Source organism: Bordetella petrii (assembly GCF_017356245.1).
Taxonomy (GTDB): domain Bacteria; phylum Pseudomonadota; class Gammaproteobacteria; order Burkholderiales; family Burkholderiaceae_B; genus Bordetella_A; species Bordetella_A petrii_D.
The window spans coordinates 224,803-238,075 of the sequence record NZ_JAFMZZ010000004.1 but is presented as its reverse complement, the minus strand read 5'-3'; the positions used below and the strand labels follow the sequence as shown (position 1 = coordinate 238,075).

The window sequence follows — 13,273 nt, the reverse complement described above, 5'->3', positions numbered from 1 at the left end:
CGCGGCCCGCGCTTACTTCGCCAGCATCAAATCCAGGTTCTGCACGGCCGCGCCCGACGCGCCCTTGCCCAGGTTGTCGAAAACGGCCGACAGCAGCACCTGGCCGCGGCTGGCGTTGGCGAACACGCCCAGCCGCAGGTCGTTGGTGCCGTTCAGCGCCTGCGGGTCCAGGTGCGTGGCGGCCTGCGCCTGCGCCAGCGGCATGACATCGACGTGGCGCGCGTGCGCGTAGTGGTCCGCCAGGCAGGCATGCAGCCGCTGCCCGTCGACGCCGGCCGGCAGCAGGCGCAGTTCGATGGGCACGGTCAGCACGATGCCCTGCCGGTACGCGCCATAGGCCGGCACGAAGAAGGGGCGGTTGGCCAGCCCCGCGTGCAGCTCGATTTCGGGCGTGTGCTTGTGTTCCAGGCCCAGGCCGTACACCTGCGACGGCGCCACGCCCGACGCGGCGCCTGATTCGTGCGCGTCGATCGCGGCGCGGCCGCCGCCCGAATAGCCGGAAATGGCGTGGATGGCTATCGGGTAGTCGCGCGGCAGCAGGCCGGCTTCCAGCAGCGGCCGCAGCAGCGCGATGGCTCCGGTGGGATAGCAGCCCGGGTTGGTGACGCGCCGCGCCTGGGCGATGCGTTGCGCCTGGCCCGCGGCCATTTCGGGAAAGCCGTACACCCAGCCGGGCTGGGTGCGATGCGCGGAACTGGCGTCGATGACGCGCACGGCGGGGTTCTGGATGAAGCCGACCGACTCGCGCGCGGCTGCATCCGGCAGGCACAGGATGGCGATGTCGCTGGCGTTGATGGCTTCGGCGCGGCGCCGCGCGTCTTTGCGCTCGGCGGCCGGCAGGGTCAGCAGCCGCATGTCGGCGCGGCCGCGCAAGCGGTCGTGGATCTGCAGCCCGGTGGTGCCCTGGTCGCCGTCGATGAAAACAGTCGGGGAAGTCATGGTGTGGCCTGCCTGGAAAGCGGTCGTGGAATGGAACAGCCCTATCTTCCCCGCTGCATTAGAATAGGAAAAGTTGAATTTAATGATCATGTAATTCAGTTTTACTGAATCAGGGAATTCTGATGCGCGAAATCAGCCTCGACCGGCTGCGCACCTTGGTGGCCGTTGCCGACCACGGGTCGTTCGCGGCCGCGGCGCAGCTGCTGCATCTTGCGCCGCCCACCGTCAGCCTGCACATCGCCGAACTGGAAAGCCGCATCGGAGCCCCGCTGCTGTCGCGCAGGCGGGGCGATGTGCGGCCTTCGGCCGTGGGCGAAATGCTGGTAGAGCGGGCGCGCCGGCTGCTGGCCGAGGTCGAGTCGACGCTGGACGACGTCAGCCGGCAGGTGCAGGGGCTGGCCGGGCGCGTGCGCCTGGGGGCGTCCACCGGCGCAATCGCGCATCTATTGCCGCAGGCCGTCACGCGGCTGCGCGAGCAGCATCCGGACATCGATGTGCAGATCGCGGTGCTGACCTCGCAGGAAACCCTGACGCGCCTTGCGCAGGGCAAGCTGGACATCGGGCTGGTGGCCCTGCCGCAGGCGCCGGCGGCAGGGCTGGCCATTCGCCCGTGGCGCCGCGATCCGGTCATGGCCTTTCTGCCGGCCCACTGGCAAGCCCCGGCCCGCATCACCCCCGCGTGGCTGGCGGGCAGGCCGCTGATACTCAACGACGCTAGCACGCGGCTGTCGCGCCTGACGTCCGAATGGTTTGCGCTGGGCGGCTTCCGGCCGGCGCCGCGCATTGAACTGAACTTCAACGATGCCATCAAGAGCCTGGTCGCCGCGGGCTACGGCGCCGCGCTCTTGCCGCACGAAGCCGGCGCGCCGCAGGCGGATGCGCGCATTGCGATGCGCGCGCTGCGCCCGGCCATGTGGCGCGAGCTGGGCATCGCCCATCGGGCCGGGCAGGCCGAGCGCGCCACGCAGCATGTGCTGGACGCGCTGTGGGAACTGCAGGCGGGCGCGCGCGCCGCGCGAGGGGCGGCCCGGTAGCGCGGGATTCCTTCCATTATTCGTTTCATGCATACAGAAAATGAAGGCCTTCTATTGGACAGCCTCCAATGGCAAGGCCTATCTTTCGTCTCCAAGAGACGGCTGAAGCCGCCTGCAACAGCCTCCATTCAAAGGGGCGGGAGACAGCATGAACCAAGACCGCAAGCCCATCCGCAGCGGCATGGGCCGCAGTACGCCTGACCGGATCTTCGTCCAGGGGCGGGACCTGGTCCGGGATGTCATCGGCACGCTCAACCTGGGCGACATGGCCTACCTGGAAATGACGGGGCGGTTGCCCGATGCGCATCAGTCGCGCGTCTTCAACGCCATTCTGGTCACGTTGGTGGAACATGGCATGACGCCCATGGCCATTGCCACCCGCCTGGTCTACCTGGGCGCGCCGGAATCGCTGCAGGCGGCGGTGGCGGCCGGCCTGTGCGGCATGGGGACGACTTTCGCCGGCACCGCCGAGGGCGCCGCGCGCATGCTGCAGTCTGCCTGGGACGAGCACGATGGCCAGGACGCCGACACCGTGGCTCACGGCATCGTGGCCGATTTCCGCCAGCAGGGGCGGTCGATTCCGGGCCTGGGGCACAACCTGCACAAACCGCGCGATCCCCGCACGGCGCGCCTGTTCGAAGTGGCCAGGCAAGAGGGATACGCGGGGCGCTATGTCGACCTGATGACGGCCATCGGCCGGCAGGCCGAGGCCACCCATGGCAGGTCGCTGCCCGTGAATGCGACGGGCGCCATCGGCGCCCTGTGCTGCGAACTGGGCATCTCATGGAAGGCGGCGCGCGGGATCGCGGTGATCGGACGGGCGGTGGGGCTGGTGGGGCACCTGGTGGAAGAGCAGGGCAACCCCATTGCGCGCGAGATATGGCGACGTACTGAAGAAGAAACAAGCTGCCAGGATGAGACATCGGCCCGCATCGGCCAATAGGAGGAGACATGTTGATCAAGACCCGATGGTGCCGGGCGGCGGCGGCCCTGTGCCTGGCGCTGGGCGCCCCGGCCGCGCAAGCCGGCTGGCCGGACAAGCCGATCCGGTTCATTGTTCCCTATCCCGCCGGCGGGGGCACCGACATCGTGGCGCGCGCCGTCGGCAAGAAGATGGCGGACAGCCTGGGGCAGCCGGTCATTATCGAGAACCGGCCCGGGGCAAGCACCATTATCGGCACCGAGGCGGTGGCCCGGTCCGAAGGCGACGGCTACACCATCGGCCTGATTACCGATTCGCACGTGCTGAATCCGTTTTTCTTCGGGCAGAAGCTGCCCTATGACTCGCAAAAGGACTTCGCGCCGGTCAGCCAGCTGGTGTCCGTGCCGTTCATCCTGGTGGCGAATCCCAAGGCTGGCGTATCCACGGTGGGGCAGTTGATCGAGGCCGCGCAGGCGCATCCCGGCAAGATCACCTATGCGTCGATCGGCAATGGCACGCCGCATTATCTGGCCATGGAATGGGCCAGGGCGATGGCCGGCATCGACCTGGTGCACGTGCCTTACAAGGGCGTGGCGCCGGCGCTGGCCGACGTGGTGGGCGGACAGGTGGACGTGATGTTCACCGGAATGTCTTCCGGGCTGCCCCATGTGCGCAGCGGCCGCCTGAAGGGCCTGGCGGTGTCGGGCCCGCAGCGTTCGCCCATCGCGCCCGATATCCCGACGGTGGCCGAGTCGGGCCTGGACGATTTCGCATTCATGACCTGGTACGGCGTGGTGGCGCCGGCCTCGACGCCACCCGAACTGGTGGCGCGGCTTGGGGCCGAGTTGCGCAAGGCGCTGCAGAGCGCGGAAATACAGGACCAGTTCGTCAAGCTCGGCGTCGAGGCCGCGCCCTCCAGCCCGGCGGACTTCGCGCGGTTCATGCAGGCCGAGTCGGCCAAGTACGAACGCATCATCAAACTGACTGGCGCAAAAGGTGAGTAGTTGGAACTGACTGAAGAGCAGCGGCTTATCCGCGACACGGTGCGCGCGCTGGCGCAGAAGCAGTTCGCGCCGGGCGCGGCCGCCGCCGACAAGGAGTATCGGCCGCCGGTCGAGAACCTGAAGGTGCTGGCCGAACATGGGTACACGGGCATCTTCCTGCCCGAGGCCTATGGCGGCGCGGGCCTGGGCCTGCTGGAGACGGTGCTGGTGGTGGAGCAGCTGGCGCGTTCGTGCGCCAATACGGCGATGCTGTATTCCTGCACGGATGGCGCCACGCCGCGCGCCATTCTGCAGATCGGCTCAGAGGCGGCCAGGCGCCGCTATCTGCCCGCTTTTGCCAAGGCGGAGCTGTACGCGGCCTGGAGCATGTCCGAAGCGAATGCCGGGTCGGACGTCGGCAACGTGCAGGCCAGGGCCGTGCGCCAAGGCGACCAGTATGTGCTTGACGGCAGCAAGCTGTGGTGCAGCGGCGCCCAGGTGGCCGACGTGTTCCTGGTGCTGGTGCGCCTGTCGGACGAGCCCGGCATGAAAGGCGTGGGCGCGGTGCTGGTCGAGCGCGGCGCGCCGGGGTTTTCGGTGGGCCGCCACCTGGACTTGCTGGGCCTGCGCGGCACGGGCATGGCCGAGCTGGTGTTCCGGGATTGCCGGGTGCCGGCCGAAAACCTGCTGCTGCCGGCCGGCCGGATGAAAGACCTGCTGCAGGTGCTCGACGCCGACCGCATTACCGGCAATCCGCCCATTTGCCTGGGCCTGGCCCAGGCGGCCCTGGCCCAGGCCGTGCAATACCTGAAAGACCGGGTCCAGTTCGGTCGGCCGCTGGCCGACAACCAGGGGCTGCAATGGAAGCTGGCCGACATGGCGATGGATATCGAGGCGGCGCGCGCGCTGGTCTATGGGGCGGCGGCCGCCATGGACCAGGGCCGGCATTCGGTGGCGCAGGTGTCCATTGCCAAGACCTATGCCAATGAAATGTCGGTAAGGGTCACCAATCAGGCCATGCAGCTGGCCGGCGCCTGCGGGCTTTCCCAGGAATACCCGTTCGAGCGGTATTTCCGCGATGCGCGCGGCATGTCCATCGGCTACGGAACCACCGAGATTCACCGCAATTCGATTGCGCGCGAAATATTGAAAGGCAGTTACCTGCCCTGACGCAAGCGAGGATTCCATGCATACCAGTATCGAACCGATCCAGGCGGCGGACGGCCGCTCGTTTTCGACCTACACAAGCGTGCCGGCCGAGCCGAACGGGCACGCGGTGATCGTCCTGCAAGAGATTTTCGGCGTGACGGACACGATCCGCGCGGTGGCCGACCGCTATGCCGCCGAGGGCTATCTGGCGCTGGCGCCGGACCTGTTCTGGCGCATCGAGCCGGGCATCGAACTGGGCCACGACAAGGCCGGCGTGGCGCGGGCCTTCGAGTACCTGGAGCGTTTTGACGAAGAGGCGGGCATCCAGGACATCGGGAGCACGGTGGCGCACGTGCGCGGCATGCAGGGCTTCCAGGGGCGGGTGGCGGTGGTCGGGCTGTGCCTGGGAGGCAAGCTGGCCTATCGGGCGGCCGCCCGATTGAAGGTCGACGCCGCCGTGGCTTTTTACGGCGTCGGGATAGAAAAGAGCCTGGACGAGGCCGGCTCGCTGCAGTGCCCCTTGATGCTGCATTATGGCGGCCGCGACCGTTATGCGCCGCCCGAGGCGGTCGACCGGATCGAGGCGGCGCTGCCCGCGGCGCCGCGCGCCGTGCTGCATCGCTATCCGCAGGCCGATCATGGCTTTTATACGCGTGGCGCGGCCGAAGACGCCGACCTGGCGCATGCGCGCACACAGCGCTTCCTGCAGTCGGTGCTGGGAGCGGATCGATGAAAGTGCTGCAAGGCGTCCGGATACTGGATCTGGGCAATTTCATCACCGCGCCGCTGGCCGGCATGCTGCTGGGCGAATTGGGCGCCGACGTGATCAAGGTCGAACGGCCCGGCGCCGGCGATCCGTTCCGCGCCTTCAAAGGCGGGCTGTACAGCCCGCAGTTCCAGGCGCACAACCGGAACAAGCGCAGCCTGTCGCTGGACTACGCGCGGCCGGAAGGGCTGGCCGTGCTGGACCGGCTCATCGCCGGCGCCGACGCCATCATTCTGAATATGCGTCCCGGCGTGGAAGAAAAGCTGGGCCTGGGGGCGCCGCGGCTGCAGGCGCTCAATCCGCGCCTGGTGTATTGCGCGATCACGGGGTTCGGGGCGAGCGGGCCGTATGCATCCCGGCCGGCCTACGACAACGTCGGCCAGGCCGCCTCGGGCTGGCTGTCGATGTTCCACGCGGGTGCGGATCCCAAGGTGGCCGGCCCGGCGGTGTCGGATGCGGTGGCCGGCATCTACGCATCGCTTGGCGTACTGGGCGCGCTGGTCGAGCGTGCGCGCACCGGCCGCGGGCGCAAGGTCGAGGTCAGCATGCTCGAAGCGATGATCGCGATGGCCTGCGAACCGCTGGGTTCGATGCTGGCGACCGGGCGCGCGCCATCCTTGTATGGCCGGGCGGCGATGTCGCAGTCTTATGTCGTGACCTGCCGCGACGGCCGCCGGATCGGCTTGCACCTGTCTTCGCCCGAGAAATTCTGGCGCGGCTTGGCGGCGGCCATTGACCGCCCCGATCTGCTGGCCGCCTACCCTTCGCGCGCCGAACGCATCGAGGGGTACGCCGAACTGGCGGCGACGCTGGCACAGGTGTTCGCGGAACAGGACCGCGAGTATTGGGTGCCCCGCCTGGAGCGCCACGATGTGCCGTTCACGCCGGAGCGCCGCCTGGACGAGCTGGCGGATGACCCCCAGGTGCGCCACCAGGGCGTGTTCTATGAGCAGGCGCATCCGCGCCACGGCACGTTGCGGGCCGCGCACCGGCCCATCCGGTACGACGGCGATAACCGCAGTGATTTCCTGCCGCCGCCCGACCTGGGCGAACACACGGATGACGTGCTGCGCGAGGCGGGGCTGTCGGACGAAGAACTGCGGGGCCTGCGCCAGGCCGGCGTGGTCTGAGCCGCATTGAAAGGGGAGCGTCACATGAACGTACGGATGCAATGCGCGCGCGCCGCCGCCGCGATGATGCTGGGCCTGGCCTGCGCCGCGGCGCAGGGCGCCTGGCCCGACCGGCCGGTCCGCCTGGTGGTGTCGTCGGGAGCCGGCGGCAGCGCCGATATCCTGGCCAGGTCGCTGGCCGAGAAACTGGCGCAGGCGCTGGGCCAGCCGTTCATCGTGGAAAACAGGCCGGGCGCCGGCGGTCATCTGGGCGCGGCCCAGGTGGCTCGCTCGCCGGCTGACGGCTATGTGTTCCTGGTCAGCGGCAGCCCCACCCATTCGGTCGGTCCGCATCTGTACAAGAACCTGACTTACGACCCCATGCGCGACGTGCCGCCGGTGGCCATGGTGGCAATCGCGCCCAATTTGCTGGTGGTGAACCCCGACCTGCCCGTCAAGTCGGTGGCGCAACTGGTCGCCTTGGCAAAGCAGCGGCCCGGAGAACTGACGTACTCATCCGCCGGCAGGGGGACATCCGGCCACCTGGCGGGCGCGATGCTGCAGAACATGGCGCACGTCCGTATCAAGCATGTTCCGTACAAGAGCGGGCCCGAGGCGGTCACGGCCGTGCTGGCCGGCAATGTCTCGATGACGTTTTTCACGATGCCGTCGGTGCTGCCCCAGGTGCGGGCCGGGAAATTGCGGGCCCTGGCCGTGACATCCCGCACGCGCACCGCGCTGGCGCCGTCGGTGCCCACCGTGGCGGAAGCCGGGTATCCGGGGTTCGAGGCATTGGCCTGGTACGGACTGTTCGCGCCCAGGGATACGCCGCGTGAAGCCGTGACCCGCTTGAGCGCCGAGATCGAGCGCATTGTGCGCGACCCCGACATGAAAGCCAGGCTGACCGGGCTGGGCGCGGAGCCGCACTATCTGGACGCCGCGCAACTGGAGGCGTACGTGGCGGTCGAGTCCCCCAAGTGGAAGACGCTGATCGACGCCTTCGGCGCGGAGGCGGATTGATGGACGCCCGCATGCCGGCCGCAGAGCCCATCACGGGCTGGAAGGTGTACGTGCGCCAGCTGCCGTATGCCCGGGCGGTTCAATGGAGCGACCTGACCGAGACGGCAGCCAGTTTCGTGGTGCTGCGCATCGAGACGGAATCCGGCTGCGCCGGCGCCGCCGAGCTGGCGGTCAAGCCGACCTGGGTCGGCGCCACGGCGGCCAGCCTGGGCTGTGTGCTGGCCGAGATATTCGAGCCCCTGGTCCGCAGGCAGGGGCTTTCCGATCCGCGCCAGCTGCGGGCCGTGCTGGAAGCGATTCCCGGCAACCAGCCCGCCAAGGCCCTGATCGACAACGCATGCTGGGACTGGCTTGCCGAAAAATCCGGCGTGCCGCTGTGGCGCCGCCTGGACGGCCGGCCGCGGGTGCCCGTGTCCTGGGCCGTCACGCGCCAGCCGCCCGCGGCGATGGCGCGCGAGGCGGCAGACATGGTGGCGCGGTTCGGGTTTCGCACCCTGAAAATCAAGGGCGGGCAAGGGCAGGCCACAGACCTGGCCTGCATGGCCGCGGTCAGGCAGGCTGTCGGCGACGGCGTCGCGCTTTATGTGGATGCCAACGGCGCCTATCCGGCCGAAGATGCGGCCGCGTATGCCCGGGCCATGGGCCAGGCCGGTGCGAGGGTGGTCGAAGATCCCTGCCCGTTCTGCCCGGACCGGGATTTCACGGCGCTGCAGCAGGCGCTGGATGTACCGCTGCTGGTGGATTTCGGCATGACCGGCGTGCGCGACGCGCGCCTGTTCCTGGAGCGCGGCGCCAAGGCGCTGAGCCTGAAGCCAGGCCGCTTCGGGCTGTCGGATGTGCTGGCGATGCAGCAGCTGGCGGCGGCCGGCGGCACTGCCGCGGTGGCCGGGCTGATGGGCGAAAGCGCATTGGGAACCTGGGCTGGCCTGCAGTTCGCCGCCGCCATGCCCGAGCCGGCACTGCCGGCCGAACTGACCTGGTTCTTGGCAATGCGCGAGCAGTTCATCGCGGATGTGCCGCAAGTGGTCGACGGCGAGATCGCCATGCCCGATTGGCCGTCAGTGTGCCAGCGCGTCGACTGGACAGAGATGGCGGCCTTCCAGGTGATGCCATGAGCGCAGTGTGCTACCGCGACCTTGCCGTGGGCGCCTGTTACACCGGCACGGCGCGCACGCTCACGCAGGCAGACCTGTCCCTGTCGTGCATGCTTACCGGAGACTGGCATCCCATTCACGCGGACGAGGAATTCTGCCGCGCCGAGGGCATGCCGGGGCCCATGTTCCATGGGCCGTACGGGATCTTGCTGACGATGGGCATGTCGACCCGCCTGCCGGAGTTCGCCGAACCGGTGATAGGCGCGCTGGGTCTGCGGGAATGGCGCTACCGGCGGCCCCTGCTGGTGGGCGACACCGTGCGCGTGCGCGCCAGCATCCATGCGAAGCGTATCGCCTCGGGCGGCGAACGCGCCATTGTCGAGCGGCGTTTCGAACTGCTGGACGCCCGGTCGCGCATCGTCCAGGAAGGATACGGCAGCACCCTGCTGCGCCTGGTTCCAGGAGGACAAGCATGATTCTTGGCGACGTCATCGAGCGCAATGCGCGCTGTTACCGGGACCACCCGGCCTTTGTGTTCGAAGGGCGCAGCATCAGCCACGGCGAATTCGCCGGGCGCGTGCGGCGGCTGTGCAACGCCCTGGCCGGCCTGGGGCTGGAACGCGGCAGCCGGATCGCCATCCTGGCCCAGAACTGCCCCGAATACCTGGAGCTGTATGCCGCGGCGGGCACCTGCGGCTTTATTGCCGTGGGGCTGAACTACCGGCTGGCGCCGGCCGACCAGGCCGCCATCTTGCGCGACTGCGAACCCGCCTTGCTGGTGTACGAGCCCGAGTACGCCGAGCGCGCGGCCGAATTGCGGGGCGCGCTGCCCGGACATGCGCGAGTCCTGCGCCTGGGGCCCGGGCCGGAAGCGGACAGCTACGAGCGCGCCGTGGCCGGCGCCGGCACGGGCGAGCCGCCCTGGCGCGCGCGCGACGACGATACCCTGTTCCTTATCTATACCAGCGGCACTACCGGTGTGCCCAAGGGCGTCATGCTGGGCAACGGCGGGCAGGTGGAGCAGGCGCGCATGCTGGCCCTGGCGCACGGGGCCCGGCAGGACGACCGCATGCTGATCGTGATGCCGGCGTACCACATCGGCGGGCCCACGGAATTGCTGAGCTATCTGATCTGCGGCGCAACCATCGTGCTGCACAGGAAGTTCGACCCCCGCGAGATTCTGGCCAGCATCGAAATGCACCGGGTGACCGCCGCGCATTTCGCGCCGGTCATGATCCAGGCCATGATAGACGTGCAGGCCGCCACGCCTTTCGATGTGTCGAGCCTGCAGATGGTGTGCTATGCCTCGGCCCCGATGTCGGTGGCCCTGTCGCGGCTGGCGCGTGCGACGTTCGGGCCCGTCTTCATGCAGGTCTATGGCATGACCGAGCACGGGCCCGGGACGGCCCTGCTCAAGCACCAGCACCTGCCGGACGGATCGGAGCCCGAAGCGGCGCGCATGGCCTCGGCCGGGCAGCCCATCCTGGGCGTGGATATCCGCATCGTGGATGAAGGCGGCTCTGTGCTGCCCGATGGCCAGATCGGTGAAATCCACATGCGTTCGGCGGCCATCATGCAGGGATACTGGCGCAAGCCACAGGAAACAGCCGCGGCGTTGCAGGATGGCTGGATGAAGACGGGCGATCTCGGCTATTTCGACGAGGGCGGCTATCTGTTCATCGTGGACCGCAAGAAAGACATGATCATTTCGGGCGGAGAGAACATCTATTCGCGCGAGGTCGAGGAAGCCCTGCTGCTGCACCCGGCGGTCAAAGAGGCCGCGGTGATCGGGGTGCCCGACGAGAAATGGGGCGAGGCGGTCAAGGCCTTCGTGGCGCTCAAGCCGGGCGCGCGAGCCGACGAGGCCGCGCTGGTCGGGCATTGCCGAAGCCTCATCGCCAGCTACAAGAAGCCGCGCAGCATCGAGTTCATGGATGCGCTGCCGCGCCTTCCCAGCACCAACAAGATAGACAAGAAGGCCCTGCGGGCCCCGTACTGGCGCAAGGGGGCCAGGCAGGTGGCTTGACGGTTCGACAAAAGGAGACTGGCATGGGTGTGTTCAAGATACTGGCAACGGGCGTTGCCGCGCTGGCCCTGGGAACAGGTGCGGCCGCCGCGCAGGACAATGCGTTTCCCGCGAGAATGGTGCGCATCGTGGTGCCGTTCACCGCCGGCGGGCTGGCCGACGTGCTGGCCAGGGGGCTGGCGCAGGAACTGGCCGGCCGGTGGTCGCAGCCCGTGGTCGTCGAGAACCGGCCGGGGGCCAATACCATCATTGCCGCGGAATACGTGGCGCGCTCGGAGCCCGACGGCTATACGCTGCTGATGGCCAATGATCCCACGGTATCGTCCAACCAGTATCTGTACCGCAAGCTGCCCTACGATCCGGTAAAGGATTTCACGCCGGTGGCCAATGTGGCGCAGACCCGCGAGATTCTGCTGGCCAGCAATGATTTCCCGGCCCGGAACCTGACGGAACTGATCGCGCAGGCCAAAGCCCGGCCCGGCCACGTCACTTACGGATCGTACGGAATCGGCAGCAAGGCGCACCTGGATGCCGCGACTTTCTCGGCGCTGGCGGGAATCGAGCTGAACCATGTGCCGTACAAAGGCGTGGCCGATGTCATGACAGCCTTGCTGGGCGGGCAGATCGACATGGCGATGGTGGGCGTGCCGCCGTCCATTCCCATGGTCAGGGCCGGCAAGGTGCGCCTGCTGGCCGTGGCCGCTCCGCGGCGGATCGCCGCTTTTCCCGATACCCCCACGTTTGCCGAGCTGGGCTTTCCGGCGATGGTGTCGCAGGCATGGTTCGGCCTGGTCGCCCCGGCGGGAACGCCGCCGGCAGTGGTTGCGAAGATCGCGGCCGACGTGCGGCAAGTGCTGGCGCAGCCGGCGTTCCAGGAAAAGTTCGTGACCAGCGTGGGCCTGGAGCCCCTGGACCAGGGGCCCGAGGAATTTGCCCGCTTCCTGGCGCGCGACCGCCAGGAATACGAGCACAGCATACGCAGTTTGAACGTGAAGCTGAACTAAGCAACGGAGCTGCCCATGGATTTTGACTTGCCGCCCGAGCTGCGCATGCTGCGCGACTCGGCCCGCCGCTTCGTGGCGGAAGAACTGGCGCCGCTGGAGGCCCGCTACGCCAATGAGGCCGACATTCCCGACGAGGTGCGGCAGGCGCTGCAGGACAAGGCGAAGCAGCTGGGCTTCTGGGCCTTCGACCTGCCGGAAGCGGTGGGCGGGGGCGGCGTCGGCGTGGTCGGGATGTGCGTGGTCTTCGAAGAGCTGGCGCGCTGCAATGTGCCGTCGTTCCGCGCCCCGACGGTTTTCACGCCTTACCTGGGGCCGGTGCTGTTCCACGGCGACGAGCGCCAGAAAGAAAAGTACCTGATGCCCGTGGTCCAGGGCGCCAAGCGGACCTGCTTTGCCCTGACCGAGGCGGGGGCGGGCTCGGACCCGGCCGGCATGAAGACCACGGCAGTGGCTGATGGCGGAGAATTCGTCATCAATGGCGCCAAGATATTCATTACCGGCGCGGACAAGGCCGATTTCGTGCAGCTGTTCGCCAGGACCGTGCAAGACGGCCAGGACCTGGGCGTGTCGTGCTTTCTGGTCGATCGCGGCACGCCGGGCCTGCGCCTGGGGCAATGCTTCGACCTGATGTCGCCGGACCGGCCCTGGGAACTGTTGTTCGAAGATGTGCGGGTGCCGGCCGGCCAGGTAGTGGGCGGCATCGGCAAGGGATGGGAGCTGGCGCGCGAGTTTCTCGACATGGGCCGCCTGATCCATGGCCCCAAGGCCATCGGCCGGGCGCAGCGCGCGCTGGAGCTGGCCATCGACTACGCCAATACGCGCCAGACTTTCGGGCAGCCGCTGGCCAGGCGCCAGGCCATTCAGTGGATGATCGCCGATTCCACCGTAGAACTGCACGCGGCGCGCGCCATGGTCTACCATGCCGCCTGGAAGGCCGACCAGGGGCTGGATTATCATCTCGAGGCATCCGCCGTGAAACTCTATGCGGACGAGATGCTGGTCCGGGTCGTCGACAGGGCCATCCAGATACACGGCGGCCTGGGGTTGTCGCGCGAGTTGCCGCTGGAACTGATGTTTCGCGACGCACGCAGCCGGACCATCACCGAGGGGTCGTCCGAAATGCAGCGGATGATCATCTCCGCGGGCGTGCTGTCCGGCCGGCATGGAGTGAACCGCTTCGACACCTGACCCGCCGCGCCGCCGCCAGCGAACGAGATCGCTTTACGG

The 13,273-nt window shown here is 68.2% G+C and carries 13 protein-coding genes; 12 read left to right on the top strand and 1 reads right to left on the bottom strand.

Annotated features, from left to right (window positions below):
* Positions 1–12: 12 nt before the first annotated feature.
* Positions 13–939 (bottom strand): N-acetyl-gamma-glutamyl-phosphate reductase, encoded by a 927-nt coding sequence (gene argC / locus J2P76_RS19265; protein ID WP_207409463.1) that lies wholly within the window; start codon positions 937–939, stop codon positions 13–15.
* A 122-nt stretch (positions 940–1,061) separates the two neighbouring features.
* Between argC and J2P76_RS19260 the strand changes: the two genes are divergently transcribed.
* From J2P76_RS19260 to J2P76_RS19205, 12 genes are all read left to right on the top strand, one after another.
* The gene (locus J2P76_RS19260; protein WP_207409462.1) at positions 1,062–1,973 is read left to right on the top strand and encodes a LysR family transcriptional regulator; all 912 of its coding nucleotides are present in this window, start codon (positions 1,062–1,064) and stop codon (positions 1,971–1,973) included.
* Positions 1,974–2,121: 148 nt separating this feature from the next.
* On the top strand, positions 2,122–2,916 hold the full coding sequence (locus J2P76_RS19255; protein ID WP_207409461.1) for a citryl-CoA lyase: 795 nt from the start codon (positions 2,122–2,124) through the stop codon (positions 2,914–2,916).
* A gap of 8 nt (positions 2,917–2,924) precedes the next feature.
* Positions 2,925–3,899, top strand: a complete 975-nt coding sequence (locus J2P76_RS19250; protein WP_207409460.1) for a tripartite tricarboxylate transporter substrate binding protein — start codon at positions 2,925–2,927, stop codon at positions 3,897–3,899.
* Complete coding sequence (locus J2P76_RS19245; protein WP_207409459.1) at positions 3,900–5,048, top strand: acyl-CoA dehydrogenase family protein; 1,149 nt, start codon at positions 3,900–3,902, stop codon at positions 5,046–5,048.
* Between the two features lie 16 nt (positions 5,049–5,064).
* Positions 5,065–5,760: a dienelactone hydrolase family protein gene (locus J2P76_RS19240; RefSeq protein WP_207409458.1), complete on the top strand. Its 696-nt coding sequence runs from the start codon at positions 5,065–5,067 to the stop codon at positions 5,758–5,760.
* On the top strand, positions 5,757–6,923 hold the full coding sequence (locus J2P76_RS19235) for a CaiB/BaiF CoA transferase family protein (RefSeq protein ID WP_207409457.1): 1,167 nt from the start codon (positions 5,757–5,759) through the stop codon (positions 6,921–6,923). Before J2P76_RS19240 ends, J2P76_RS19235 begins: the two co-directional genes overlap by 4 nt.
* Before the next feature lie 24 nt (positions 6,924–6,947).
* Positions 6,948–7,922, top strand: a complete 975-nt coding sequence (locus tag J2P76_RS19230; protein ID WP_207409456.1) for a Bug family tripartite tricarboxylate transporter substrate binding protein — start codon at positions 6,948–6,950, stop codon at positions 7,920–7,922.
* Positions 7,922–9,037 (top strand): mandelate racemase/muconate lactonizing enzyme family protein, encoded by a 1,116-nt coding sequence (locus J2P76_RS19225; protein WP_207409455.1) that lies wholly within the window; start codon positions 7,922–7,924, stop codon positions 9,035–9,037. Before J2P76_RS19230 ends, J2P76_RS19225 begins: the two co-directional genes overlap by 1 nt.
* Positions 9,034–9,492 carry a MaoC/PaaZ C-terminal domain-containing protein gene (locus tag J2P76_RS19220; protein WP_207409454.1) on the top strand — a complete coding sequence of 153 codons (459 nt, stop codon included), beginning with the start codon at positions 9,034–9,036 and terminating at the stop codon, positions 9,490–9,492. Before J2P76_RS19225 ends, J2P76_RS19220 begins: the two co-directional genes overlap by 4 nt.
* A complete protein-coding gene (locus J2P76_RS19215; protein ID WP_207409453.1) occupies positions 9,489–11,042 on the top strand; it encodes a class I adenylate-forming enzyme family protein in 1,554 nt (517 codons plus the stop codon). Before J2P76_RS19220 ends, J2P76_RS19215 begins: the two co-directional genes overlap by 4 nt.
* 23 nt (positions 11,043–11,065) lie before the next feature.
* Positions 11,066–12,046: a Bug family tripartite tricarboxylate transporter substrate binding protein gene (locus J2P76_RS19210; RefSeq protein WP_207409452.1), complete on the top strand. Its 981-nt coding sequence runs from the start codon at positions 11,066–11,068 to the stop codon at positions 12,044–12,046.
* 15 nt (positions 12,047–12,061) lie between these two features.
* Positions 12,062–13,234, top strand: coding sequence for an acyl-CoA dehydrogenase family protein (locus tag J2P76_RS19205; RefSeq protein WP_207409451.1), 1,173 nt, complete (start codon positions 12,062–12,064; stop codon positions 13,232–13,234).
* Positions 13,235–13,273: the final 39 nt, after the last annotated feature.